This is a genomic window from Streptococcus pyogenes, from assembly GCF_002055535.1.
In the GTDB taxonomy this organism is placed as follows: domain Bacteria; phylum Bacillota; class Bacilli; order Lactobacillales; family Streptococcaceae; genus Streptococcus; species Streptococcus pyogenes.
This window is the reverse complement of the sequence record NZ_LN831034.1, coordinates 930312-956937: the sequence shown is the minus strand read 5'-3', so window position 1 is coordinate 956937 and position 26626 is coordinate 930312. Positions and strand designations below refer to the sequence as shown.

The window sequence follows — 26626 nt, the reverse complement described above, 5'->3', positions numbered from 1 at the left end:
AATCAGTTGTTAGTTAACACGAGTTGTCGTTGTCCCAGTTTTGATAATCTCTACTGTAGCATTAAGGGCACCTTCAACTAGGTTTTTAACGGCTTCATCAGTATAATAAGCTGCATGAGGTGTATAAATAACCTTAGGATGGTTAATCAAAGCTTTAAATAGTGAATCTGTAATTTCTTGACCTTCAAAATTCTTAGGTATATAAGGTCCTTCAAATTCGTAAGTGTCAATACCAGCTCCGCTCAGTAAGCCTGCATCCAAAGCATCCAGTAAATCTTGCGTCTCAATGACGGCACCACGCGCCATATTCATCAAAATAGCCCCTTTTTTGAATGATTTAAATAAATCAGAATTGAAAAGGTGTGTGTTCTCTGCAGTTGGTGGCATGTGTAAGGAAACAAGATCAGCATCTTTAATCGCTTCTTCTACAGATTCCTTATAGTCCAAGACAGCTTTGGCAGCATCGCTTTGGTAAATATCATATCCAACGACCTTGCAGCCAAAACCTTTAAAGATTTTAGCAGTAGCTAGACCAATACGTCCAGTTCCGATAATCGCAACTGTCATATCACCTAAAACACGGCCGCGGATAGGGAGTCCCCAAGTGAAATTTTGTTTTTTAACATTTTCACGAATCAACTCCACATGACGAATTAAATTAAGGACAATAGTAACCGTAAATTCTGCAATGGATTCTGGAGAATAGCTAGGAACATTTGTGATAATAATGTCATTTTCGGTGGCCAAATCAAGGTTATACATATCGACACTAGCACTGTGCTGAGCGATTTGTTTAATCCCCATTTCCTTTAAGAGAGGATAAATCGCATCATCTAAAGGACCAATTTGGGCATTGGCAATCCCGTCAAAGCCTTCAGCTTCTTTAACCGTTTCAGGAGTTAAGGGAGACTCCGTCAAGGAAATCTCAATCCCATTGTCATCAGCCCATTTTTTTGCTAAGACTGCTTCTTCGCCTCTAACATTATATAATTTTAATTTCATCAAAAGTTCCTTTCTTAGATATCAAGTTTGTAATCCATTGGATCAATCACTTTAAGCACCTTGATAAAAAGGTAGTTAAAGATCATATTGAGAACAATTGGTGCCCCTACAAAAATGATAATGATAAGTAGAATATTTACTGGACACCATCCGCCTTTAGCTAAATTAAGGGCATTGATAGGTCCGATCAAACCACTAATTCCAAAGCCTGCACTAGCAGGTGTTCCTTGAATATTAAAGATAGCACCAATAACACCAAGTACAGCTGCAGAACATAACATTGGCAACATGATTTTTGGTTTTGATAAAACGTTGGCCATTGAAATTTTCGGTGATCTCAAGACGTGAGCAAGTGAAGTTCCTTTTGAATTAACAGCCCAACCTGCTAAGCAAAGTCCAAAGCTTGCGGCACCTGAACCAATACCAGATAAGTTAATCGCAAGAGCAATTCCTACCGTTGTAATTGGAGAAACAATAAGGAAGCAGAAAATCATGGCAATAAGGAGAGACATCAAAATAGGTTGTAAACCAAGTAGAGACGCTATTCCTTGACCAATCATGAAGGATCTACTATGGATATTAGACAATTAACCTATTTTATTGCAGTTGCTGAAACAAAAAATCATTCCCACGCTGCTAAAAGTTTGTTTGTAACGCAACCTACTCTTTCTCAATCAATTAAAAGGCTAGAGTCCTAGTTTGAACACGACGCTTTTTACACAAAGTGATTGACAGCTACTACTAACCGAAGCTGGAGATATTTTATCACAAAGGCAAAGACCTTGTGGATGACTTTAATCAAATTGTTGCGGATATTCAGCAATTAAATCAAGAAAAAAAGAGATGATTCGTGTTGAATTAACATCACTGTTTGCTATACAATTCATGAAACAAATTTCAATCTTTATGGCTACTCACTCAAATGTTGAATTATCGCTTATACAGGATGGTTCTCGCAAATTATAAGAATTATTGTCCCAAGGAAAAATCGATATTGGTCTCCTCTCCTTTCTAAGTATTCGAAAGGATATTACCATTGAGCTATTACAAACGTCCACAAAAGGCTATAAGGTCAGTATCGTTCTCCTCAAACAGCACCCTTTGGCGCAACATCCTCAGTTAAAACTTAAAGATTTAAAAGGCTATAAGATTGCTTCTTTAAACGATCACTACATGTTAGGCGAAATGCTTCCTAGAAAATGCCGAGCTCTCGGTTTTGAACCAGATATTGTCTTTAAACACAATGATTGGGAAGTTCTTATTCATAGTTTGCACGATTTAAATACCTTGACTATCCTCCCGAGTGATTTTGAGAGTCTTAATCAGGTAGATAACTTAGTTTGGATTCCTTTGCAAGATAAAAATAATTTTTACCCTATTGGGATTGCTTACCGAGATGATGCGAGTTTCAGTCCAGTTATTGAGGAATTTTTAAGCCTTTTAAAAACGAACTAGCGATTTTTGTAGTTAAAAATACCTTTGTAAATAAAAAAAGAATTGGAACAAGACAAGGAGTTCCAATTCTTTTTTTATTTAATTTTTTCTTCCTTGTAATCACAGGTCTCATTGCTACACATTACTTGTTTGCCACCACGAACTTTTTTCTCAATAAGATAGTCACCTGACTTAGGGCAAGCACGTCCAATAGGTAAATCCCACGAGATAAACTCACAATCTGGATACTGATCACAACCATAAAATATCCTATTTTTTTTGGTTTTACGCTCGATAACTTGTCCTTTATGACAAACCGGACAAGTAACACCAATTTCTTTAGTGATGGCTTTTGTATTACGGCACTCTGGGAAGTTGCTACACGCGTAAAATTTCCCAAAACGTCCTAACTTAATGACCATTGGGTGACCACAAACATCACAGTCGAAGCCAGCTGGTTCATCTTTGATTTGAATCTTTTCAATTTCAGACTCAGCCTTATTCAATTCTTTGACAAAGGGTTGATAGAATTGATCGATAACATGTTGCCATTGTTCTTCTCCGATTTCAACTTGATCTAGCTTACCTTCCATCTCGGCAGTAAAGGCAACATCGACAATATCTGGGAAAAATTCGACAATAAGCTTGTTGACAATTTCCCCAAGCTCAGTTGGCTCAAAGCGCTTAGCAGACAATTTAACATAGTATCTGCGTTGAATGACTTCTAAGGTTGGAGCGTAAGTTGATGGACGTCCAACACCATTTTCTTCTAGCGTTTTAATTAGAGTTGCTTCAGAATAACGAGCTGGTGGCTGCGTAAAGTGCTGTTCTGGAGAGGTCGATATTTTTTTAACCGTTTCTCCTTCTGCCATCTCAGGTAACATTTTGTTTTTATCGGAATCATTGTAAACAGCCATGTAACCATCAAACTTCATTTGGCTACCATTGGCAACAAAAATCACGCCATTTTGCTCCAAGTTCACCTTTACGGTATCAAAAACAGCTGCTGTCATTTGGCTAGCCACAAAACGATTCCAAATAAGCGTATAAAGTTTTAACTGATCCTTGTTAAGGTATTTGGCAATAGAGTCTGGCGTATGATTAACACTAGATGGACGAATCGCCTCGTGAGCATCTTGGACACCACTGGTATTTTTGACACGATTACCATGTTTTGAATAATTAGCTCCAAAGCGATTGATAATAAATTGAGCAGCATCGTTTTGTGCTACTGGACTGATACGAGTAGAATCCGTACGCATATAGGTAATTAAACCTTGAGTTCCATTTTCTCCTAAATGAATCCCCTCATACAGTTGTTGGGCTACCATCATGGTTTTACGCGTTCTGAAATTGATTTTATTAGCAGCATCTTGTTGAAGAGATGATGTTGTGTAAGGTAAGGGAGCATTACGACGTCGCTCTTTCTTGTCAACCTTGCTGACAAGAAAATCTTCATTTGTTAGCTTTGCTAATACCTCTTTGACATCGTTGTTATTGTCAAGCTTTGTTTTTTTGCCATTAATACCGTAAAAAGTCGCTTGAAACTTTTTAGTTCCTTTTTTAAAAAGACCATCAATAGACCAGTATTCCTTTGGAACAAATGCTTTGATGTCATTTTCACGGTCAATGATGAGTTTTAAAGCAACCGACTGGACACGTCCTGCTGAAAGTCCTTTTTTGACCTTTTTCCAAAGAATTGGTGAAATGGAATATCCCACAATACGGTCCAAAACACGACGTGCTTGTTGAGAATCTACCAAGTCCATATCAATCTGACGAGGCTCCACAAAGGCATGTTTAACTGCATCTTTCGTAATTTCATTAAAAACCACTCGGTTATTATCTTGAGGATCAAGTCCTAAGATATGTGACAAATGCCAAGAAATAGCCTCTCCCTCACGATCCGGGTCACTAGCTAAATAAACTTTTTTAGCAGCTTTGGCTTCTTTTTTTAAAGAATTGATAAGGGGTCCCTTACCACGGATATTAATGTATTGTGGCTCATAATTATTATCAAAATCAATAGACATAGACGATTTTTTTAAGTCACGAATATGTCCTACCGAAGCAACAACTTTATAACTGCGTCCAAGATATTTTTCAATAGTCTTAGCTTTGGCAGGTGATTCAACAATAACGAGATTTTTTTTCGCTGTTGATTTCTTTTTAGTGGTGGACTTTTTAGTACCCGTTTTTGGCTTAGTTGTAGTTTTTGTTCCCAATTCGACACACTTCCTATAACAGTTTGTTTAAAGCTTATAGCATAATATCCCATTTTTAAGAAACTGTCAATAAAAAAATGCTATATAGGAAGAAACTTTAACTTTTTTAGTACTCTGAAAGGATATCCATGCCCGATGTGACGCATGTTGCTCCCTCTTTAATTAACTGAAGGCAACCTTCGGATTTCCCGTCCAAAATGTTTCCTGGGACAGCAAAAATGTCTCGGCCTTCTTCTATCCCAATTTGACAAGTAATCAAGGAACCTGAACGATTTTTTGCTTCAACGACAAGAATACCTCGGCTAAGGCCTGCGATAATACGATTCCGTTCTGGAAAGTGATAAGATAAAGCTTCTTCTCCTGGACCGTATTCTGTTAGCACAAGATGATTTTTCCCTAAGAAAGTTTGCAACTCCCTATTTTCTTTAGGGTAAAAGCGATCCAATCCTGTTCCAATAATAGCGATAGTTTGTCCCCCATTTTTAAGGCAGGCTAAATGAGCACTAGTGTCGATACCTCGAGCAAGTCCGCTAACAATCACAAAACGGTTCCCGAGTTCTTTAAGAATTTTACGGACAGACTTTACTCCGGTATCGCTTGAGCGTCTGGAGCCGACAATGGCTAATTTAGGTTTCTCAAGAAGGTCTAAATTTCCCTGAAAAAACAAGAGGACAGGTGGATTGTATATTTCTTTCAATGCCATTGGGTAATGCTTATCTAAGATAGAAATACTAGGAAATTGTTTAAATTCCATTTTTAAATTTTGAATATCTAACTGCTTATAGGCTTCTATAAAGTGAGACGGATGCTTACAACCAGAAACAACGGCCATATCTCGAAGTGACAACGATTTTTCCTGGTGTTTTTGGTAGTCAAGAATATTGAGAATGTTTTTATTAGTCAGTCCAGCTTTCTTTAGCTTATAAAGTTCAAAATGATTCACTAAGTTACCTCCTTACTTCATTTATTCGTAAAAAAGAAAAAAATTCTGCTAAAAACAGAACTTTTTAAGGATTAGTTGAATCGCAGCACATGGATTTAACAGGTTCAAAACTTTTACGATGGATAGGCGTTATGCCGTAAGCTTTTAATCCCTGTAAATGTTCTTTGGTGCCATAGCCTGCATTTTTAGCAAAGCCATAACCAGGAAAAATGCGATCATAGTTAGCCATCATCTGATCTCTGGTGACCTTAGCTACAATTGATGCTGCTGCAATAGACAAGGAATTGGCATCGCCTTTAAGAATAGACTGCTGCGAAATAGCAATATCCAATGTCATGGCATCAATCAAGAGATAATCTGGTTGTGTGAGTTGGCCCTCCAACTGTTTAATGGCTTCTAGCATGGCCAGTTTGGTTGCTTCATAAATATTGACCTCATCAATAAGCTGATTGTCAATAATACCGATACCGATAGCCAAAGCCTTTTCTTTCACTGCCTGATAAATGGTCTCATGCTTAGCTTTAGGGATTTTTTTAGAATCATTAAGGCCTTTAATTTTACAATACTTAGGTAAAATCACACAAGCTGCCACAACGGGACCTGCTAAGGGACCACGTCCCACCTCATCAATACCTGCAATGGCTTTATAACCTTTTTTATAAAGAGCTTTTTCATAAGAAAGCATGGCTTCTAATCGTTCTTCTTCTGCTAACTCGGCCTGAATAACCTTTTGTCGGCTTTTTAGAGCTTTTTGGACGCCTGACCTAGTGTCGGTTGCCAATTCTTGAAAGAGGGGGTCCAAGAGGCTAGTAACGGCCTCTAAGCTTTCTTTAATAGCTTTAATACTAGTCGGCATCCATATCTCCCACCTGATCTAAGGTGTATTGACCTAATTTACCATCACGAACTTCCTTAACGAATAAAGTGTAAAAACGGTCATAATCGTCTTTAAATCCAAGTTGGCGTGTCAAGGTCATAATGATTTCAGGAGCTTCTTCCTCAAGAGGAATATTCTTAAAACGTTTGGTTAAACGATTAGGGTAGTATTCCCTAAAGTAATTCAAGCCAAAGATAGTCACTTCATCCATTGGTAGTAATTGGTCCTTGATAGCACCTGTTAAAGCTAATTTTAAGCCCACCAATTCGTCCTCAAATTTTGGCCATAAAATACCAGGAGTGTCTAGAATTTCCAATTCCTTATTGGACTTCAACCATTGTTGTCCTTTAGTCACACCAGGTTTATTGCCAACTACAGCAATTTTCTTACCAGCCAAGCGATTCATCAAGGTAGATTTACCAGCATTTGGAATGCCAATAATCATGGTTCGCAAGGTTTCTTTTTGAATGCCGCGCTCTCGCAAGCGTTGAATTTTATCAGCCATGAGTTCCTTGGCTGCTTCTGTTACTTTTTTAACCGTTGATTGTTCTTTGGAATTGATGGCTAATGTTTTAATACCTTGACTTTCATAATAAGCCTTCCACTCTTTCGTACGAGTGGCATCGGCCAAGTCAGCTTTATTTAAAATCATTAATTTAGGTTTATCACCAACAATTTTTGTAAGCATGGGATTTTGACTAGAAAGTGGTAAGCGTGCATCCACTAAAATAGTTACAAAGTCAACATGCTTTACATTTTCCTGAACCTGTCTTCTGGCTTTGGACATGTGCCCAGGAAACCATTGAATCATTGCCATGAGTGTATCATTCCTTTCGTAGCATCATCTTCTTCGTGATAAAATAGTCTGATTGCGACAGAAGGCATCTATCCCAATCAATTCTTTAACATTATAGCATGATTAGCTTCACTTCGCCATTTCTACTTTCCTCTTTTAAGTCTTTACAGTTTTTGCTTGCAATAAGTTTTCATTAATCATATAATCTAGTTATCAAAACTAGATAGAGAGACGAAACTATGATTTTTCCATCATTACCTTATTGGAAGGACCTCCCTGATTTAGACTTATATTTGGATCAAGTGTTACTTTATGTCAACCAGTGCACTGATTTTTCAGAAGTGTCAGATAATAAATCACTAACGGCATCTATGATTAATAATTACGTCAAGCATGGGTATGTGACTAAACCTATCAAGAAAAAATACCAAAAGCAACAACTAGCGCGCTTAATTGCCATCAGTTTGTTTAAAACGGTATTTCCTATTCAAGATATTAGTCGCGTATTGGAGGAACTTCAGGCACAGGCTGATTCTGAAAGTCTTTACAATACTTTTGTAACCTGTTGGAATCAGAAGGCTCCCATTGAGGAGGACATTCCACCGATTGTGCAGGTTGCCTGTCAAACGGTCAAAGATTACCACAAAACTATTTATTTATTACAGGAGGTGACCCAATGAACCAAACCTTTAAACAAAGTTTACCCTTATCTTTTAGTGAGGAAGTAGCAAACAGCGTGACACACGCTATCGGAGCATTTGCTATGCTCATTCTACTTCCTATTTCAGCCAGCTATGCTTATCAAACTTATGACCTTAAAGCCGCTATTGGTATCTCCATCTTTGTCATCAGTCTCTTTTTGATGTTTTTGTCCTCTACGATTTACCACTCCATGGCTTATGGTTCGGTTCACAAATACATTCTACGCATTATTGATCACAGTATGATTTATATTGCTATCGCAGGAAGTTATACACCTGTTGCCTTATCCCTTGTTTCTGGTTGGCTAGGCTATATCATTATTGTTTTGCAGTGGGGCATTACGCTTTTTGGGATTTTATACAAAATTTTTGCCAAACGTATCAATGAAAAATTCAGTTTGATGCTTTATATCGTTATGGGCTGGCTCGTTGTGTTTATCTTGCCAGTCATCATTCAAAAAACTAGTCTTGCTTTTGGTCTTCTCATGTTATTTGGTGGCTTGTCTTATACCATTGGAGCGGTATTTTATGCCAAAAAAAGACCCTACTTCCACATGATTTGGCATCTCTTTATTTTATTGGCCTCTGCCCTCCAATTTATCGCTATCACTTTCTTTATGCTTTAAGACAAATAGATGCTCAGACTGATTGAGAGGCTTAATGTGATGATTTGATGTAAGACATCAATTCTTAGAAGTGGTATAATGGATAGCAAGTAATAAGCTGTCAAAGGAGAGACCTGATGAAAACCGTTCGGATTTTTTACAATCCTAATTCTGGAAAGAAAGAAAGCCAACTTGCTAGGCAAGTCAAAGACTATTTTTGCCAACATGGTTTTTCCGAAGATTCTGTAAAAGTTATTACCCCTAAAGATGCTGACCAGGCTTTTCAATTAGCAAAACAAGCTGCTAAGGACAAGATTGACTTGGTTATCCCTCTTGGTGGCGATGGGACACTAAATAAAATCATCGGTGGCATCTATGAAGGAGGAGCTCATTGTTTAATAGGCTTAGTGCCCTCAGGGACAGTCAATAATTTTGCCAAGGCTATGCATATCCCTTTACAAATTACTGAGGCGTTGGATACTATCTTGACTGGACAAATCAAGCAAGTTGATATTTGCAAAGCTAACCAGCAATACATGATTTCCAGTTTAACTTTAGGATTACTGGCTGATATTGCTGCCGACGTAACGGCTGAGGAAAAACGACGCTTTGGTCCTCTAGCATTTTTAAAAGATAGTATTCGAATACTGAAACGAAATCGCAGCTATGCCATCTCTTTAATTAGCCACAACCATCGTATTCACCTGAAAACGAAGTTTCTCTTAATCACGATGACAAATACCATTGCTGGTTTTCCTTCTTTTTCTCCTGGTGCTCAAGCTGACGATGGCTATTTCCAAGTTTATACCATGAAAAAAGTCTCTTTCTTTAAATTTTTATGGCATATTAATGATTTTAAACAGGGTGATTTTTCCAAAGCAGAGGAAATCAGTCATTTTCAAGCCAATACGCTTAGCTTACTACCACAAGCTAAAAAACAAGCGATATTACCACGTACCAGGATTGATGGGGATAAAAGTGACTATCTGCCCATTCAATTAGATATCATTCCAAAAGCCGTTTCGATTATTGTTCCAACAGAAGATTAAAAAAGTGCCTAATGGCACTTTTTGTCTTATCTTAAAGGTATTTTAAAACCTATTTTTCATCATCAGCATCTGTCTTATCGCTAGTGAGTTTTTCCATTTTAGATTGGATAGTTTGGCTAGTAGCTTCGCCAATTCCTTCTACCTTTTCTTTAGCCTGTCCCAAAGATTCTTCAACTGTTTCTGCGGCGATACCACCGTAAACTTCAACAGCATCTTTGGATTCTTGGACTTTTTCCGATACTGCATCCAGAACTTGCTTACTTTTATCTTGCAAGTAAGCGTTGAGATCATCTATTTTTTTAGCACTATCTTTCAAGAGTTGATCTTTTTTGGAAGACGATAAACTTAAGTAAGCAATGCTAGCTGCTGCTGATCCAAGCAACAACCCCCAAAAAACGCCATGATTTTTTTTAGTCATTGTAGACCTACTTTCTTTTAGACGGTGTTTTACTATCGTTAAACATTTTTTTAGCAAGTTTTACAGCAGGAACCACTAATAAAACCAATTGTAACATTTCTGTAAGTTTAAAATTTCTTTTTTTCATAATAGACTTCACTCCTTTTTTGGTCTTTAAGCCTGAGTTAATTTAACATGATTGTTTCCTCTAACATCAACAACACATCCTTTCAACTGAAGAGCCACAAAATTGTCTTATCTAAAAGGACCAATAAATGGTTGTCAAAGTGACCACATCACTTATTTTAGTATTTTCAATCAAAAATTGAAGTAAAATTATCTATCGCAATAGATAAAAAAACATTAATACGAAAACATTTCAACAAAGTGACAACACAGTTATTAACTTATATTGTCATTATAACACTGTAAGAGTTTATCGTCAAATATTTTGCTTTTCCTATAGTTATTCTATTAAAAAACTTCGACAAGATTACTCCAAAAATTGCTCTTCACTTTGAAAGTTAACCAAATCATTTAACGATCAAAAGAGATTAATCAAGCAAATGAAGATACAACAAATAACTATTTTTAACGAGTTTTATAGCACGATCCAGTCGTTAACCTAATAAGTCTATTCATGTAATTCTAAAGGCAAACCATCCGGATCAAAAAAGAAAGTCATTTTCTCACCTGTGTAATCATCATGCCTGATAGGCTCCACTGGAATTCCTAAGCTCTTTAGATCATCTACATAACTCTCAATGTTGGTAACACGAAATGCAAGGTGCCTCAAACCACAGGCCTCACTTTTAAATTCTGGTTCACTTACACGTTTAGGAGGAGCTTGATAGTTGGGGTCACTTGTCACCTTACCAAAAATCTCCAATTCAATACGACCACAAGATAAATCTAATTTGTAATCATGCTTGTCAGGACGATAATTTTCTCTGATAATTTCAAATCCGAGTTTATTCACATAAAAATCTTTTGACAGATGATAATCAGATACAATAATAGCAACGTGATGAATGGCATTTAGTTTCATCATATTTCTCCTTTCAAAAAAAGTAGGATGAGATAAATTTTCTCTATGGTCCTACTTTTTAAATATTATATTTAAGATATATCTAGGTAGATACTTGGTTATAAGAATGATTAAAAGCTTTCAATACATCGGCGGGCGCTTTATCAAAATCGTATTCTGTTTTTAGTTCTCCTTTGACAATAATACGTTCTGTTGCTTCGATATCTGTACAAGTCACTAAAGTCACTTCTTTGAGACCAGCTGTATCATCGATAACATCAACGCGTTCAGGAGCTACCGTGAAAACATCTTTTATGATGTATTCGTAAATTTTTTCTTTATCTGTTAAATAGATGGACATCCCATTTTGTGCTCTTTCAAGCGGCGAAAAGAGCATTTGAGATGAACCTGTAATTCCAAAAATATGATGACTGGCAAGAGAATAATTATTTTCTCCTCCCATAACTTGTTCTTCTTTCATCGTTCCTGCGCCATAAATAAGCTCAGTATTTCCTAAACCTTTAAAAATTGGTAAATTAATGCCAAGCTCTGGTATGGCAATGCCCCCTATAACAGGAAGTTGCTGAGCCGCCATTTGTGCTTGCAAGACACTCTCTGTACTAACTGGCTCTACGGCTTGGAAATCAAATGTTGACTTAGCCTCTTTATTCTTTTTGATTTGTTTTTTCGAAACTTTCGTTACTTGATATTTATTAGAGTTTCGAGCAATTAATGTATTTCGGATAGGTTTGTTAAAAAGCAATGCTAAACCTAGAATTAAAAGTACAGCTATTAGTAGTTTTCTTGCCCAAGACATGGATTTTATTTTTCGACGCTTTTGTTTTTTTACCATTTTTTACTCCTTATTATGATTAATTATCTTTATTTTTTGAAATACTATTTTCACGATCAGTATTGATTTCAGCGATACTACTGTCTTCAGGCTGAACCAAGGTAAATGTTACAATCTTAGCATCAGCATCTAGTTTCATAATTTTAACACCCAAAGTAGCACGACCTGTTTGCGAAATATTTGCAACATTTGTGCGAATAATGACACCTTTATTTGTAATCACCATGATATCTTCTGTACCATCTACGGTAACCAATCCAGCCAATTGACCATTTTTAGGGGTAATATTAGCTGTTTTTATTCCTTTTCCCCCCCTACCTTTTGTAGGATAGTCTGTAGCACTTGTTCTCTTACCAAAGCCATTTTCGGTAATTACAAGAACTTCTTGGTTATCTTGAATACGTGACGCGCCAACAACGCGATCATCTTCACGAAGCTTAACCCCGCGAACACCCGTAGCTGATCGGCCCATGTTGCGGATGCTTGCTTCATTAAAACGAACAGAATATCCGGAATGAGTTCCAATGATAATGTCATCCTGACCGCTTGTCAAAAGGACGTTAATCAGCTGATCTCCCTCTTTCAACTTAAGAGCACGGAGACCGTTTTGACGGATATTATTAAATTCTGAAACTTCTGTACGTTTGACAATGCCTTGTTTCGTTGTAAAGAAGAAGGATTTACCTGCTGTTTCTTCCTTACGTGCGTTGATAATAGTTTGAATGGTTTCACCATCTTCTAATTTCAATAGATTAACAATTGGAAGACCTTTTGCTGTACGACCATATTCTGGAATTTCGTAAGCTTTCAACCGATAGACACGCCCAAAATTCGTAAAGAAGAGCAAAGTATCATGGGTACTTGTTGATATCAATTCACGTACAAAGTCGTCATTGTTGACTCCAGTTCCTTGGACGCCACGTCCACCACGCTTCTGGGCACGAAATTCATCTTGAGCAAGACGCTTGATATAACCTTTATTTGACAAGGTAATCAAAACATCTTCTTCTTCAATTAGATCTTCATCTTCTAGAGAAAGGACTTCACCGACCATTAATTCTGTACGGCGCGGGTTAGCGTATTTACGCTTGATCTCATCCATTTCTTCTTTGATGATAGTGATAATACGTTCTGGTTTGGCTAAAATATCAGATAAGTCAGCAATCAAGGCCAACAAATCATCATATTCTGATTGAATCTTATCACGTTCCAAACCAGTCAAACGACGCAAACGCATATCCAAAATAGCTTGGCTTTGGCGTTCAGACAAGTCGAAACGTGACATCAATTCTGTCTGAGCAATGACATCTGTCTCGCTGTTACGAATAATAGCAATCACTTCGTCTAAATGATCAAGGGCAATCAGTAAGCCTTCTAAAATATGAGCTCTGGCTTCAGCTTTATCTTTATCAAATCGGGTGCGACGTATAATAACTTCTTTTTGATGACTAATGTAATTATCAATGATTTGTCTGAGTGACAATATTTTAGGCACACCATTTTCAATAGCCAACATATTAAAACTGAAATTCGTCTGAAGACTTGTTAATTTAAAGAGGTTATTTAAGATAACTGTCGCGGATGCCTCTCGACGAATCTCGATAACAAAACGCACTCCTTCACGGCTAGATTCGTCACGAACTGCTGTAATACCTTCTAGTCTTTTTTCTTGTGCTAAACGAACAATGTGTTCATGCACTTTCGTTTTATTGACGCCATAGGGAAATTCAGTAACCACAATACGTTCCCGACCTGTTTGAGTTGTTTCAATTTCTGTTCGAGAGCGTAAAACGATAGAACCTTTACCAGTATCATAAGCCCTATGAATACCTGAGCGCCCCATAACAAGGGCACCAGTCGGAAAGTCAGGTCCAGGGATCACTTCCATCAACTCTCTTGTTGTACAGTCTGGATGTTCCATTACCATCTTGACAGCATCAATAGACTCTGCCAAATTATGAGGCGGAATGTTAGTTGCCATCCCAACGGCAATCCCTGTCGCTCCATTGACTAATAAATTAGGAAAGCGAGCTGGTAATACTACTGGTTCTCTTTCGCTTCCATCGTAGTTATCTTGAAAATTAACGGTATTTTTATTGATATCCCTTAATAATTCAAGCGCAATTTTACTCATGCGCGCTTCAGTATAACGTTGAGCGGCAGCACCATCACCATCCATAGAACCAAAATTGCCATGCCCATCAACAAGCATATGGCGATAACTCCACCACTGAGCCATACGAACCATAGCTTCATAAATAGAAGAATCCCCATGCGGGTGATATTTACCCATGACATCACCCGTAATACGAGCAGATTTTTTATGCGGTTTATCAGGTGTCACACCGAGTTCATTCATCCCATAGAGAATACGACGATGCACAGGTTTCAGACCATCACGCACATCTGGCAAAGCTCTTGCCACAATGACACTCATGGCATAGTCAATGAAACTCGTTTTCATTTCACTTGTCAGATTGACGTCAATTAAATTTCGATCTTGCATTTAAGGAATGCTCCTTTTCTAGTCAATACTAGATTTCATTATACCATAAATTCCTTATTTTTTCTTATTGGAAGCGTTATCAGTAAACTATTTTCATTATTTTTCTGAATTCAATGACAAACAATTATCAATATGTTAAAATAAGACCGTATGAGCTTTTGCTCTAATAAAATTAAGGAGATGTTTAGAAATGACTGCAACTAAACAACACAAAAAAGTAATCTTGGTCGGTGATGGTGCCGTCGGTTCATCATACGCTTTTGCATTGGTAACACAAAATATTGCTCAAGAACTTGGTATTATTGATATTTTTAAAGAAAAAACTCAAGGAGATGCAGAAGATTTAAGCCACGCTCTAGCTTTTACATCACCTAAAAAAATCTATGCAGCTGACTACTCAGACTGTCATGATGCTGATCTTGTTGTCTTAACAGCTGGTGCTCCTCAAAAACCAGGTGAAACACGCCTTGACCTTGTTGAAAAAAACCTTCGTATCAATAAAGAGGTTGTTACACAAATCGTTGCATCTGGTTTCAAAGGAATCTTTCTTGTTGCTGCTAACCCAGTTGACGTTTTGACTTACTCAACATGGAAATTCTCAGGTTTCCCTAAAGAGCGTGTCATTGGTTCAGGTACATCTCTAGATTCAGCCCGTTTCCGTCAAGCTCTGGCTGCTAAAATCGGTGTTGATGCGCGTTCGGTTCACGCTTACATCATGGGAGAACACGGTGACTCTGAATTTGCTGTTTGGTCACACGCTAACGTTGCTGGTGTAGGTCTTTACGACTGGCTCCAAGCTAATCGTGACATTGATGAGCAAGGCCTAGTTGATCTTTTCATTTCTGTACGTGATGCTGCTTACTCAATCATCAATAAAAAAGGTGCTACTTTCTACGGTATTGCAGTTGCCCTAGCTCGTATTACAAAAGCTATTCTTGATGATGAAAATGCTGTTCTTCCGCTTTCTGTTTTCCAAGAAGGTCAATACGAAGGTGTTGAAGATTGCTATATTGGTCAACCAGCTATCGTTGGAGCGTATGGAATTGTTCGTCCAGTAAACATTCCACTTAACGATGCTGAATTACAAAAAATGCAAGCCTCTGCAAATCAATTGAAAGCTATCATTGATGAAGCCTTTGCTAAGGAAGAATTTGCTTCTGCTGCTAAAAACTAATCACAAAAGAGACTTCGGTCTCTTTTTGTTTTGCCTGATATTCCTTTTCCAACGTGCTATAAGAGGATAATCATAAGTTTAGAACTTTTCAGGTTGCAACAATTAAAAAGCAAAAAAGCCAGTGCTGCTGAACTGCTCTGGCTTTTTCCTATCAGATACTAGTCTTTGGCACCAAGTGCTGCCATTGTGATGTAGTTGTAAGGTTTGTTGAAATGTGGTAAGAAGAAAATATCAGTTAATGCCAACTTTTCAATGGTTACGCCTTCTTGGATAGCAAGTGAGAACATGTGAATTCCCATTGACACATCTTCACGGGCTGCCATTTGAGCACCCAAGATACGACGTGAGTCTTTATCGTAAACAATCTTAATGGTTACTGGGAAGTTACCGTGTTCGATAAATTCAGGTTTTTGGTTATCAGTATACTCAGTCACTGCAGCATCAAAACCAAGACGTTTTGCTTTTTCAAGTGTCAAACCAGTTGAAACCATGTGCAATCCGTAAATGGAAATACCGTTTGAGCCTTGAACGCCAATACCTTCAAGGTCTGTACCACAAGCGTTATGTGCTGCTACAATTCCTGTACGGACGGCATTTGAAGCTAAAGCAATGTAGTTTGTATCGCGAGTAGCATTATCGTAGATAGTTGCACAGTCACCGATAGCATAAACACCTGGAATAGAAGTTTCTTGGCGTTTATTGACAAGGAAAGCACCATTACGGAAAAGATCAATCTTACCATTTCCAAGAGTTGTGTTTGGACGGAAACCAACGGCGAGGATAACCATATCCACATCGTACTCATTTTTGTCAGTAATGATCTTTTCAACCTTACCATTACCAGCTACTTCTTTAACTGTTTCACCAAAGGCTAGTTGAATACCATGTTCTTCCATGTTTTTAGCCATTAAGTCAGTCAAATCACGGTCGTAATAACCTGCCAAGCAAGTGTCCACGACATCAATCAGAACCACTTCTTTGCCTTTGCGTTGGAAAGCTTCAGCTAACTCAACACCAATGTAACCAGCACCAACTACGGCTACACGTTTAATGTCTTTGTTTTCAAGCTTTGCAATCACATCAGCTGAGTTTTGGTATAACTTCACAAATTGAAGATTTTCAAGAGTTGCTTCAAATTCAAGTGATCCTTCTTTGATTTCGGCACCTTTAATCGGTGGTAAGATAGGTTGTGAGCCAGTTGCAAAAATCAACTTGTCGTAAGTTTCCACGTGGTTTTTACCATCAACAAGCGCTGTCACTGTTTTGGCATCGTAGTCGATTGATTGAACAGGTGATTCCATGTAAACTTTAGCCCCTAAAGACTCTAATTCTTCTTTATCTGAATAGAAAAGTCCTTCTGGTCCAGCAATTTGCTCACCAATCCAAAGTGCCATACCACAGCCTAAAAATGAAATATTTGAGTTTTGGTCAAATACAACAATCTCATTAGCATCACCGTAGTTTGTTAACATAGTCTTGATACAGGCCGTACCAGCATGGTTTGCACCAACAACAACGATTTTACTCATATATTTTGTTCCTCATTTCACAATATTATATAGGGCTCTATTATACCACAGTCAAAAAACGCTTCCAAATATATTGCTCACTTTTTTGAGTTATTTCTTCTTTAGTCAACTGTTTTTTCTCACTTATAAAAAAAGATCGTCCGCTTTTTCGCTGTTATTTTTTTATATAACAGCTTAAAGTTTGTTAATTAACTAACTTTAGGAAGGCTTAAAAAGTTAACCTTTGTTAAAAGACGAACTTTATTCTATCTTTTGTAATCTAGCATAACAGCCGTTTTTTGACATTAAGCTGGCATGTGTTCCCCACTCAACCAATCGACCTTGATCCATAACAAGAATCAAATCAGCTGATTGAATCGTTGATAAACGATGGGCAATGATAAAGCTGGTCCTTCCTCTCATGAGTTCTTTTAGTGCCTCTTGAATAACAGCTTCTGTTCTAATATCAATAGAGGAGGTGGCTTCATCTAGAACCAAGACTTTTGGTTTTTTCAAAAACATTCTGGCAATAGCTAATAACTGGAGCTGCCCTTGGGACAAAGCATCATCAGAAGCACTTAAGTAAGTATCATAAGTCTTAGGAAGTTGCATAATAAAGAAGTGTGCATGAGCTGCTTTGGCTGCTGCCACTACTTCATCACGGCTAGCCTCTTCACTGCCGTAAGCAATCAACTCATGAACAGTCGCATCTTTCAACCAGGTTTCTTGCAATACTATGCCAGTAATGGACCTAAGTTCTTCCTTAGCATAACACTTAATAGGAACTTTATCTAACTTGATGCTACCAGCATCAAGTTCATAAAAGCGCATGAGTAAATTGATTAAAGTTGATTTACCTGCACCTGTAGGCCCTACAATCGCTACCTTGGAACCCGCAGGAACAGAAAAATTAATATCTTTCAGTAAGGGCCTGTCTTTTTGATAAGAAAAACTTACTTCTTCAAAGTCAATTTGCCCCTTAACCGCTGATGCCTTAAATGTTAGAAAGTGCTCTTGCTCTTTTATTTCAATATCTAAAAGGTCATAAAGCCTTTGCGCACAAGCTAAAGAACTCTGTATCTCTGCCAAGACAGATGAAATATCGTTGAAAGGTTTGGTATATTGGACAACAACATTTAAAAAAGTGGTTAGCTGACCTACTGAAAAAAGTCCAGCCATGATACGAACAGCCCCTAAACCTGCCAGTAAAGCATAAATGACACTATTAATAAAGCGAGTGGCTGGATTGACTGTTGAGGCGTAAAAAATGGCTTTTTGTGAAGCCTCGCAATAGGTTTTATTTAAAACATGATAATCACAGATAGACTGCTCTTGAGCATTAAACAGTTGAACCAAACCTTCTTGACGAAGGATTTCTTCAGTAAACTGAGCTAAATTTCCTCTGCTTTTGGTCTGTGCTTGTGCATAATGAAAACTCTTTTGAGCAATAAAACGAGCTAAAAAGAGGGAGCTTGGTGTTAACACCAAAACCAAGATTAACATGAGCCAGTCAATCTGTGCCATAGCTATAATGGTACACAGAATCGTCAATAGTCCAAGTATAAACTGGTTAAAAACCATTTGTAGACCATTGATCAGTTGCTCAGTGTCGGTTATCACTCGACTAACCAAATCTCCAATGGTTTGACGATCTAGATATGCAAAAGGAAGACGATGAATTTTTTCCAAAAGCTTATCTTTCAATTGCTGGCTATATTGATATAGCAAACGACTATAGACAAGAGGCATCACCCATTGAATCAATGTGTTGACCACAATAATAACTAACATTTGCCCCAACAGCCATTTTAAAGTTTGCCAAGAATTGACTGACAAACTCATATCAACGGCTTTACCGATAAGAACAGGCAAGTAAACACTTAAACCAACTTGTACAAAACTAGCGATCACGAGAATACAAACAGGTAGAGGTTTTTTTAACAAATCCTGAAGCACTCGCTTTAGGAGGTGATGATCTGTTTTAATCATTTTTGCTCCCCCTTCACGTAAAGCGCTAGCATTTCTTGATAAAGTGCATTGCTTACTTTTAACTGGTCATGACTGGCAAAATCCAATTGATGGCCCTGTTCCAACACTAAAATCTTATCAGCAAACTGCAAATTCTTAATAGATTGCGTGACTAGAATCACTAAAACATCTGATAACTCTTCTTTTAGAGCTTTAAAAAGTCGTCCTCGAGTCTCATTGTCTAAGGCGGAACTGGCATCATCCAAAATCAAAATGGGTTTTGGCTTCAGAAGTGCTCTGGCAATAGCTAGACGTTGCCGTTGCCCTCCTGAAAAATGACGGCCGAAGGCTTCAACAGGTGCCTCTAATTGTTCTGGTAAGGCAGCGACAAACTCTTTTGCTTGAGCCAATTCAAGAGCCCGCCACAGTTCCTCATCACTAATAGGCATTGATTGTCCCAGTAGGAGGTTACTTCTAATCGTTCCTTTAAATAATTGAGCTTTTTGAGGAACAAGAGCAATCACATTTCGCCACTCGGTTAGTGTTTTTGGCACTTCTCCTTGCCAATTAAGACTAATCTCACCACTATATTGTGAATAAGTTTGGCAGATCAAGTCAATCAAAGTCGTTTTGCCTGCTCCAGTACCACCAATGATGCCAATCCATTCTCCCTGATCAGCACTTAACTGAATATCATACAGACTTGGCTCTGCTGCTCCTGGATAAGTAAAGGTCAAGTGCCGGATGGTCAACAGATGAGTTGAAATAGGACCATCTTTAAGTAAGGGCAAAGGCGCTTCATCAGCTAAAACAAACACCTGATTAATCCGTTTTGCGGCTGTTACACTTTGATTGATGGTTCCCATCAACATGGTCATTTTCAAAAGTTCTGCCAAAATCTGCAAGAGGTAATTAATTAAAGCAACCAACATGCCCTGACTAAGCGATCTATGAGCTACTTGCCAACTTCCTTGCCAAATCAAGATTAACAGGGTAAGATTGACCACTAAAAAAGTCATAGGATTCAAGACATTGGCTAGGGTAGCAGCTTGATATTGGTGGCGACTTAAGAGCATATTTTGCTGCTTAAATGCTTGGAGTTCTTTTTGGGTTTGATTAAAAGCCTTAATTACTCGGATTCCTTGTAACTGTTGGCTAGTCAAACGAACCAAGTGATCTGTTTCTCGGCGGATTAAGAGATAAAGGGGACCTAATAAATGTGACATAACAAAAACAAGTGTTAGTAAGACAATCACCATCATCACAAACCATAGGGTTAGACTTGGACTAATCCAATAAGCCATTACCATAGCACCACATACGATAATAGGGGCCCTTAGAAAAAGACGCAAAAATTGATTGATACCAGTTTGAATTTGAAAACTATCACTGGTCAATCGTGATAACAGACTAGCATAACCAAGATGGTCTTGGTCCTCCTTGCTCAAAAACATGATTTTTTTAAACAAGTCATCTGTCATTTGTCTTGTAAAACCAACAGCTGCTTTCGAAGAAAAATACTGGGCTGTAACGGAAAGCAATAAGCCAATGGTTGCTAAACCAAATAATGTTAAAACAACCCTCAAAATTCCCTGGCTGTTGTGTTGACTAATCGATATATCAATCATGTTAGCAATTAACAAAGGGACTAATAATTCAAATAAAGCTTCTAATAATTTAAAAAGAGGACCTAAGATACTTTCTTTTAGGTACCCTTTCACATATGGACGTAATCGTTTCATGATAACTTTCTAAAAAAGGCTCATCAGTTCAATTAAATAAAGATTGAAATGAACTTCTCGTGAGTAATAGATATTGCCGCCATTCTTATAAAGCTTACCTCCAGAAATCAAGGCGAGGGGGTGGTAATAAAAATAGGTTTGACCACTAGTGTTGCCTAGGCTTGGCGCCACAACGGTTTTGGAATAGGTAGTCGCTAAATCAACGGTATTTTGACCTCCATGTTCAGCAATATAATCAATATAAGCTGTTCCAAAATTATAGGCCTGAACAGCCGTCCAAGAATCTACTCCTGCTTCCTCAGCTAGAGCAAGATTATGAGACAGTAAATTCACCCCGTGCTCAATACTGGCCTGACTATCTGTAATCGAGTTTTTTTGTCCTGAACTGCTTTCACTGGATTGCATGACATCTGCTTCTCCTCCTTTTGTCTCGGTGTATATCATAGCTAAGACTAAGTCTACATTTGCCTTTGTATCATTTTCTGCTAATGTTTTCTCAACCATAGGCTTATATGCCAAAACACGTTGAACATTGTGATGAATAACAAAGGATTGATAAATGACAAAAAGAAGAAGAAAACTGCAGGCACGCTTTAAAAGTCTAAACATCTATTTGGTTTTAATATCCTCTATATTTTTAATCAAGATTGAATAAGTCCCATCATCATTTAACAAAAATTCAACCGCTTCAGCATCCTGATAAATGGCATTTGGTACTGTTAATTCTATCCCGTTTGATAACGATAGCTTTTGATTTTCTAGTTTTTTTATCTGTCTAGAATGTTCAATATCGCTAATTTTTATAGGTTCTGGAATGACATCTTTGACTTGATCCACAAAGGTTAAACGGGCTGTTAAATTATCATCAAAGAGTTGGTCAGCTAATTTTTCTGGTGATAAAACGTCGTCTGCTTCTAACTGCTTAAAAAGAGTGGATTTCATCTTTGACTGAAAAGTAAAATCATCTTGATTAAAATGCTCTGCAATTTTTTGAGCGGTTTGTTCTATCATTTTGATAGACTTTTTAACAGATTGCTCAGGTGTAACTTTCAAGAGGTGTTCTGAAAAATAATTAGCAAAACTGCCATTATGCTTCACACGCTTTTCAATCAAGTAGTACTGACCAGATTTGAGATTAATGACTAGTGCTTCATCTGGTGTCTGGGTGGGACTCGGCAGATTATTCTGCGTCACCGTAAATGGATGTTCATAATTGTCAGAAAGGTGAGCAAACTGTTCTTTCAAAGCAATTCGCAAGAAAGCAAAAAAGGGTTCGCCATCCTTATCAAACTGAACAAAGACTAAGTCATTGGTTTTTTGATCCTCTGAAATAACAAAGGCTTCCTTCCATAACTGGGCAATGGTAACAGACGTTTCCAACAAATCATCACCAATGGTTGTAAAAAAGGTATTATTAGCCTCAAACTGACCACGTTTGGCTTCGTCCGAGAACACTTTGGCCAATTTTTTTCGGAAATATTCATCAATTCGCGGTGTAATGCTCACTAAACGATCTGATAACAGTAACTCAGTGTCATTGGGAGAAAATTGATGAATGACAATACGTTTTATATAACTATCTAACATGATTCCTTACTTTTTATAGAGTGGGAAGGCATCGGTTAACTGACGCACTTCCTGACGGACTTCTTCAAGAATAGTTTCTTGATCATGATTAACCAAGGCTTTGATGATAAGACGGGCAATGGTCTGACTCTCTTTAACACCCATACCACGGCTGGTTATGGCAGCACAACCAATGCGAATACCTGAGGTTTTAAATGGCGACAAGGTTTCAAAAGGAATGGCATTTTTATTAAGGGTAATATTAACCTCATCCAGAAGATTTTGCGCTAGTTTACCATTAGCAATAACCTTAGTGACATCTACTAAAAAGACATGATTATCTGTACCACCTGAGATCAGACGGAAACGATCATCTTGTGCAAAAACTGCTGCCATAGCCGCAGTATTATCAATAATAGCTTGTGCATAGTCTTTAAAGGCTGGATCCAAGGCTTCTTTGAAGGCAACCGCTTTGGCAGCAATCACGTGTTCCAGAGGTCCTCCTTGTAAACCAGGGAAAACGGCCGAATTAATCTTTTTAGCAAGAGCTTCGTCATTGGTTAATATCAAGCCTCCACGAGGACCACGTAAGGTTTTATGGGTTGTTGATGTCACAATATGCGCATAAGGGACAGGACTCGGGTGCACACCTGCTGCTACAAGGCCAGCGATGTGAGCCATGTCCACCATTAAGTAAGCACCTACGTGATCAGCAATGGCACGAAACTTTTCAAAATCAATGCTTCTAGAGTAGGCCGAAGCCCCTGCAACGATAAGCTTTGGTTGGACCGCCTTTGCTTGTTCTAAAATCGCCTCATAATTTAACATTTCAGTATCAGTATCTACTGAGTAACCCACAAAATGGTAGGTTTTTCCAGAAAAATTTACTGGAGAGCCATGCGTGAGATGACCACCTGCAGCCAAATCCATTCCTAATACGGTGTCACCAGCCTCAATCAAGGCCATATAAGCTGCTGCATTGGCTTGACTTCCGGAATGGGCTTGAACATTGGCAAATGCGGCACCGAAAAGTTTCTTAGCACGTTCAATAGCAAGCGTTTCGACAATATCCACACATTCTGTTCCACCATAATAGCGATTACCTGGATAGCCTTCTGCATACTTATTGGTTAAAACAGAACCTTGAGCTGCCATGACAGCTTTTGAAACCATGTTTTCAGATGCAATCAATTCGATATGATGTTCTTGTCTTTCTTCTTCAGCATGAATGGCATCCCAAAGCTCTTTATCAAAGTCTTCAACATTACCTTTATCAAAAATCATTGTCATCTCCTTGTAAGTTTTTGATGAATCGTAATTGTGTTTTATCATCTGCATAGTCGAGGTTTCGGTAAAAAGCATGCGCTTCTTTACGATGACTGGCAGAATTGAGGCGAATAAAGGCAATGCCTTCCTGCCTAGCTTGGGATTCCAGGGCCCTTAGTAAGGCACTCCCAATTCCCCTTCTCTGATAGGCTGGTAAAACAGCCAAGCCCAAGAGATTAAGACCATCAGAAGCATAAAGGGTTTCATACCGTTCAGCGTGAACATAGCCTAATAATTGATTGGTATCCTTGTCGGCATAAGCTAAAAAATAGTGATGGCAATCCTCAATCAATCGTTCATATTGCCTTTCTAACAAGTCAAGCGAAACTAAATAGCCAAGGGCTTTGGCATTAATTTCTTGTAGCATAGGACAGTCCGTTTTACTTAATGGTCTCAACATTCCAAGCGGCTCCTCTCTTAAAAGCGAAGTTCAGGCACGTTAGCTAATAATTCTTCTTTGGTGATAGCACCTTGACGTAAAATCACAGCACGCTCACCTGATAAGTCTAAGATGGTTGAATCCTTACCTGTTAGAAAAGGATCATCTGCATAACCAAACACTTGAAAGTCAAAATCTTGCATAATATGATCAAAAACTCGACCACTAGCTTTGCCAGATAAGTTTGCAGAAGGACCAATTAAAGGGCCTGTTTTTTGAATTAAAGCTGCGGTAATTGGATGACTGGGTAAGCGAAAACCAACCGTTGAAAGTCCCGAATTAATCCAATAAGGAACCTGGTCATTAGCTTTTAAAATAATCGTTAACGGACCTGGTAAAAAGGCTTGGTATAATTTCTTGAGGTATCTCGGCTGTTCTTTTGAAAAGGCTAAGATACTATTAAAATCAGCCACATTAAGGTTCATTGCTTTATCTCGGGGTCTTTGTTTTAAGTCATAAACAGCATTTACTGCTTTTTCATCTAAAGCCTTGGCAAAAAGACCATAAACCGTTTCTGTTGGTAAAACAAGGGCATCACCTGATTCAATGATACTAGCTAGATACTCCATAATCAACAACCACCATCCTTTCTTTGCCAAATATATCCGTTACGGCTCGTATATGTCTTTGAGGAAAATAGGCTTGTAACATATCTTTTATACCTTCAGCTTGCTTATAACCAATTTCAAAGTAAAGCTTCCCCTCCTTAGTTAAGTAATTGTCAGCTTGTTCAATAATCTTACGGTAAATAGCATAGCCATTTTCTTTAGCAAAAAGTGCCAAATGAGGCTCTGATTGCAAAACATTTAGACTGACTTCTTCCTTATCCTCGTAGGATATGTAGGGAGGATTTGACACAATAATATCAAATGTTTCTGAAATGAGACTAAAAACATCTGATTCAATAAACGTTATATCAAGCTGGTAAGCATCAGCATTGGCTTTTGCCAAGTCAAGAGCAGCTCTAGAAATATCAGATGCCGTTACTTGCCAGTTAGGCCTTTCTTTTTTGAGAGAAATAGCAATCGCTCCACTACCTGTACCAATATCTAAAACATTCAACGGTGCATCAAGATTTTCAGCTAAAATCATGTCAACTAATTCTTCTGTTTCTGGCCTTGGAATTAATACACGCTTGTCGACTGCAAGCTTCAAATCACGAAAATAAGCATTACCTGTAATATATTGAGGAGATAAATGCTGACTTAGAGAACAGAAAATATGTTCCAAAAGAACAGCATCTTCAGGAGTCACAGCTTGATTTTGGTGAATCAACATATCTAGACTTGACCATTCTTTGATTTCTCTAAAAACATAGGCGAGATTTTCGCGATCCTCATCTATTTGTTCTAGTTTATCTTCATAAGTTCTGATTAATGTAGCATAGTTCATTAGTTATTGAGAGATTCTAATTTCTTTGTCTGATCATACATAACGAGTGCATCAATAACTTCATCCATTTTTCCAGATAAAATAGTATCTAATTTTTGAAGTGTCAAACCAATACGATGATCTGTTACACGATTTTGCGGGAAATTATAAGTACGAATACGTTCTGAACGATCACCAGTACCAACTGTTGATTTACGTTCAGCATCTTGTTCATCTTGAGCAATTTGCGCAAAATGGTCAGCAACACGAGCACGAATGATTTTCATCGCTTTATCACGGTTTTTTTGCTGAGTACGCTCTTCTTGCATTTCAACTTTGATTCCTGTAGGAATGTGTACCATACGAACTGCAGTAGCAACTTTATTGACATTCTGACCACCAGCACCAGACGCGTGGTAAATATCGACGCGAAGGTCTTTAGGATCAATGTCGTATTCTACTTCTTCAACTTCTGGCATTACCAAAACAGTTGCAGTTGAAGTATGAACACGACCCTGACTCTCTGTCACTGGGACACGTTGAACACGATGAGCTCCTGATTCATATTTAAGCTTAGAATAAACTGACTGACCAGAAACCATGGCAACCACTTCTTTAATACCACCAACACCATTAACGGATGATTCCATAACTTCAAAACGCCATCCTTGAGTTTCAGCATATTTTTGATACATTGTTAAAAGATCACCAGCAAAAAGCGCTGCTTCATCGCCACCAGCAGCACCACGAATTTCTAAAATAATGTTTTTATCATCGTTAGGATCTTTAGGTAATAGAAGGATTTTTAATTTTTCTTCATACTCTTCTTTAGCTGCTTTTGATTCTTTAAGTTCTTCTTTAGCCATTTCTTCTAATTCAGGATCACCACTGGCATCTTTGATCATTTCTTCAGCATCTGAAATGGTTTGAATGACTTGCTTATATTCTCTATAAGCTGTGACAGTTTCTCGAGTATTAGCTTCTTCACGTGATAATTCCATAAATCGCTTTGTATCTGAAACAACATCTGGATCACTAAGTAACTCACCTAACTCTTCATAACGATCTTCAACTGCCTGCAATTGATCATAAATATTCATTTTTCTTTGTATCTCCT

General features: G+C 38.0%; 23 protein-coding genes and 2 pseudogenes. 5 read left to right on the top strand and 20 right to left on the bottom strand.

Annotated elements, in window-relative coordinates:
* Positions 1-9: 9 nt before the first annotated feature.
* On the bottom strand, positions 10-1002 hold the full coding sequence (locus B6D67_RS05135) for a D-lactate dehydrogenase (RefSeq protein ID WP_010922317.1): 993 nt from the start codon (positions 1000-1002) through the stop codon (positions 10-12).
* Between the two features lie 14 nt (positions 1003-1016).
* A pseudogene (locus B6D67_RS05130) lies at positions 1017-1562 on the bottom strand (PTS sugar transporter subunit IIC); the annotation flags it as partial.
* A 12-nt stretch (positions 1563-1574) separates the two neighbouring features.
* On the opposite strand from B6D67_RS05130, the pseudogene B6D67_RS10255 reads away from it, so the two are divergent.
* Positions 1575-2457: pseudogene (locus B6D67_RS10255) on the top strand (LysR family transcriptional regulator).
* Positions 2458-2531: 74 nt separating this feature from the next.
* Here B6D67_RS10255 and topA read toward each other — a convergent pair.
* The 4 genes from topA to ylqF all read right to left on the bottom strand — a co-directional run bounded on the left by topA (position 2532) and on the right by ylqF (position 7298).
* Complete coding sequence (topA, locus tag B6D67_RS05110; RefSeq protein WP_010922315.1) at positions 2532-4661, bottom strand: type I DNA topoisomerase; 2130 nt, start codon at positions 4659-4661, stop codon at positions 2532-2534.
* Between the two features lie 106 nt (positions 4662-4767).
* Positions 4768-5604: a DNA-processing protein DprA gene (dprA, locus tag B6D67_RS05105; RefSeq protein ID WP_010922314.1), complete on the bottom strand. Its 837-nt coding sequence runs from the start codon at positions 5602-5604 to the stop codon at positions 4768-4770.
* A gap of 64 nt (positions 5605-5668) precedes the next feature.
* Entirely contained in the window at positions 5669-6460 is a 792-nt protein-coding gene (locus tag B6D67_RS05100; RefSeq protein ID WP_011285534.1) for a ribonuclease HII, read from the bottom strand.
* A complete protein-coding gene (gene ylqF, locus B6D67_RS05095; protein WP_010922312.1) occupies positions 6450-7298 on the bottom strand; it encodes a ribosome biogenesis GTPase YlqF in 849 nt (282 codons plus the stop codon). Before ylqF ends, B6D67_RS05100 begins: the two co-directional genes overlap by 11 nt.
* Before the next feature lie 218 nt (positions 7299-7516).
* On the opposite strand from ylqF, the gene B6D67_RS05090 reads away from it, so the two are divergent.
* The 3 genes from B6D67_RS05090 (at position 7517) to B6D67_RS05080 (ending at position 9632) form a co-directional block, all read left to right on the top strand.
* A complete protein-coding gene (locus tag B6D67_RS05090; protein ID WP_002989774.1) occupies positions 7517-7957 on the top strand; it encodes a DUF1836 domain-containing protein in 441 nt (146 codons plus the stop codon).
* Positions 7954-8604 carry a PAQR family membrane homeostasis protein TrhA gene (gene trhA, locus B6D67_RS05085; protein ID WP_002984629.1) on the top strand — a complete coding sequence of 217 codons (651 nt, stop codon included), beginning with the start codon at positions 7954-7956 and terminating at the stop codon, positions 8602-8604. Before B6D67_RS05090 ends, trhA begins: the two co-directional genes overlap by 4 nt.
* A gap of 116 nt (positions 8605-8720) precedes the next feature.
* Entirely contained in the window at positions 8721-9632 is a 912-nt protein-coding gene (locus tag B6D67_RS05080; protein ID WP_010922311.1) for a diacylglycerol/lipid kinase family protein, read from the top strand.
* A gap of 49 nt (positions 9633-9681) precedes the next feature.
* Here the strand turns inward: B6D67_RS05080 and B6D67_RS05075 are convergent, their stop codons facing one another.
* The 4 genes from B6D67_RS05075 to gyrA all read right to left on the bottom strand — a co-directional run bounded on the left by B6D67_RS05075 (position 9682) and on the right by gyrA (position 14415).
* Positions 9682-10050: a hypothetical protein gene (locus B6D67_RS05075; protein WP_010922310.1), complete on the bottom strand. Its 369-nt coding sequence runs from the start codon at positions 10048-10050 to the stop codon at positions 9682-9684.
* Between the two features lie 613 nt (positions 10051-10663).
* On the bottom strand, positions 10664-11077 hold the full coding sequence (gene gloA2, locus B6D67_RS05065; protein ID WP_010922309.1) for an SMU1112c/YaeR family gloxylase I-like metalloprotein: 414 nt from the start codon (positions 11075-11077) through the stop codon (positions 10664-10666).
* A gap of 82 nt (positions 11078-11159) precedes the next feature.
* Positions 11160-11909 carry a class A sortase gene (locus B6D67_RS05060; RefSeq protein WP_002984641.1) on the bottom strand — a complete coding sequence of 250 codons (750 nt, stop codon included), beginning with the start codon at positions 11907-11909 and terminating at the stop codon, positions 11160-11162.
* A 19-nt stretch (positions 11910-11928) separates the two neighbouring features.
* Positions 11929-14415 carry a DNA gyrase subunit A gene (gene gyrA, locus B6D67_RS05055; protein ID WP_010922308.1) on the bottom strand — a complete coding sequence of 829 codons (2487 nt, stop codon included), beginning with the start codon at positions 14413-14415 and terminating at the stop codon, positions 11929-11931.
* A 190-nt stretch (positions 14416-14605) separates the two neighbouring features.
* Here gyrA and B6D67_RS05050 point away from each other — a divergent pair, with 190 nt between their 5' ends.
* The gene (locus B6D67_RS05050) at positions 14606-15589 is read left to right on the top strand and encodes an L-lactate dehydrogenase (RefSeq protein ID WP_002984645.1); all 984 of its coding nucleotides are present in this window, start codon (positions 14606-14608) and stop codon (positions 15587-15589) included.
* Between the two features lie 158 nt (positions 15590-15747).
* Here B6D67_RS05050 and nox read toward each other — a convergent pair whose 3' ends face one another.
* From nox to prfA, 10 genes are all read right to left on the bottom strand, one after another.
* A complete protein-coding gene (gene nox / locus B6D67_RS05045) occupies positions 15748-17118 on the bottom strand; it encodes a H2O-forming NADH oxidase (RefSeq protein ID WP_002989788.1) in 1371 nt (456 codons plus the stop codon).
* 240 nt (positions 17119-17358) lie between these two features.
* Complete coding sequence (locus B6D67_RS05040) at positions 17359-19086, bottom strand: ABC transporter ATP-binding protein (RefSeq protein WP_011285531.1); 1728 nt, start codon at positions 19084-19086, stop codon at positions 17359-17361.
* Positions 19083-20807: an ABC transporter ATP-binding protein gene (locus tag B6D67_RS05035; RefSeq protein ID WP_010922306.1), complete on the bottom strand. Its 1725-nt coding sequence runs from the start codon at positions 20805-20807 to the stop codon at positions 19083-19085. Before B6D67_RS05035 ends, B6D67_RS05040 begins: the two co-directional genes overlap by 4 nt.
* A gap of 9 nt (positions 20808-20816) precedes the next feature.
* The gene (locus tag B6D67_RS05030; protein ID WP_002994981.1) at positions 20817-21416 is read right to left on the bottom strand and encodes a lysozyme family protein; all 600 of its coding nucleotides are present in this window, start codon (positions 21414-21416) and stop codon (positions 20817-20819) included.
* Positions 21417-22394, bottom strand: a complete 978-nt coding sequence (locus tag B6D67_RS05025; protein ID WP_010922305.1) for a nucleoid-associated protein — start codon at positions 22392-22394, stop codon at positions 21417-21419. It abuts the gene before it with no gap.
* A 6-nt stretch (positions 22395-22400) separates the two neighbouring features.
* On the bottom strand, positions 22401-23657 hold the full coding sequence (glyA, locus tag B6D67_RS05020) for a serine hydroxymethyltransferase (protein ID WP_010922304.1): 1257 nt from the start codon (positions 23655-23657) through the stop codon (positions 22401-22403).
* The gene (locus B6D67_RS05015) at positions 23647-24099 is read right to left on the bottom strand and encodes a GNAT family N-acetyltransferase (protein WP_002984660.1); all 453 of its coding nucleotides are present in this window, start codon (positions 24097-24099) and stop codon (positions 23647-23649) included. Before B6D67_RS05015 ends, glyA begins: the two co-directional genes overlap by 11 nt.
* 17 nt (positions 24100-24116) lie before the next feature.
* On the bottom strand, positions 24117-24707 hold the full coding sequence (locus B6D67_RS05010) for an L-threonylcarbamoyladenylate synthase (protein ID WP_002984663.1): 591 nt from the start codon (positions 24705-24707) through the stop codon (positions 24117-24119).
* Positions 24691-25530, bottom strand: a complete 840-nt coding sequence (prmC, locus tag B6D67_RS05005) for a peptide chain release factor N(5)-glutamine methyltransferase (protein ID WP_010922303.1) — start codon at positions 25528-25530, stop codon at positions 24691-24693. The genes B6D67_RS05010 and prmC overlap by 17 nt, the downstream gene beginning before the upstream one ends.
* Positions 25530-26609, bottom strand: a complete 1080-nt coding sequence (gene prfA / locus B6D67_RS05000) for a peptide chain release factor 1 (protein WP_002994969.1) — start codon at positions 26607-26609, stop codon at positions 25530-25532. Before prfA ends, prmC begins: the two co-directional genes overlap by 1 nt.
* Positions 26610-26626 lie beyond the last annotated feature (17 nt).